At 71.5% G+C, this 383-nt stretch carries 1 protein-coding gene; it reads left to right on the plus strand.

Going from position 1 to position 383, the window contains the following annotated elements:
- On the plus strand, positions 1-383 hold a 383-nt coding region (locus tag H5407_RS23695), incomplete at both ends, for an AMP-binding protein (protein WP_183106926.1).

The following is a 383-nucleotide window of genomic DNA, read 5'->3' on the forward strand; positions in this document are numbered from 1 at the left end:
TCGGTGCGGCGATCAGCAACACGCGGCTGTATGTGCTGGATGCGCAGCAGCGCGAGGTGCCGCTGGGCGCGGTGGGGGAGCTGTACATCGGCGGCGCCAGCGTGGCGCGAGGCTACCTGGGGCAGCCAGAGCTGACGCAGGAGCGCTTCCTGGCCGATCCCTTCGTGAAGGACGGGGCAGGGCGGATGTACCGCACCGGCGACCTGGTGCGCTGGCTGGAGACGGGGCGACTGGCCTTCGTGGGCCGCAACGACGAGCAGGTGAAGCTGCGCGGCTACCGCATCGAGCTGGGCGAGATCGAGGCCCGCTTGCTGGCACAGCCCGGCGTGCGCGAGGCGGTGGTGCTGGCCCGCGAAGACGAGCCGGGGCACAAGCGTCTGGTG

It is taken from the genome of Mitsuaria sp. WAJ17, assembly GCF_014174515.1.
In the GTDB taxonomy this organism is placed as follows: Bacteria; Pseudomonadota; Gammaproteobacteria; order Burkholderiales; family Burkholderiaceae_C; genus Roseateles_B.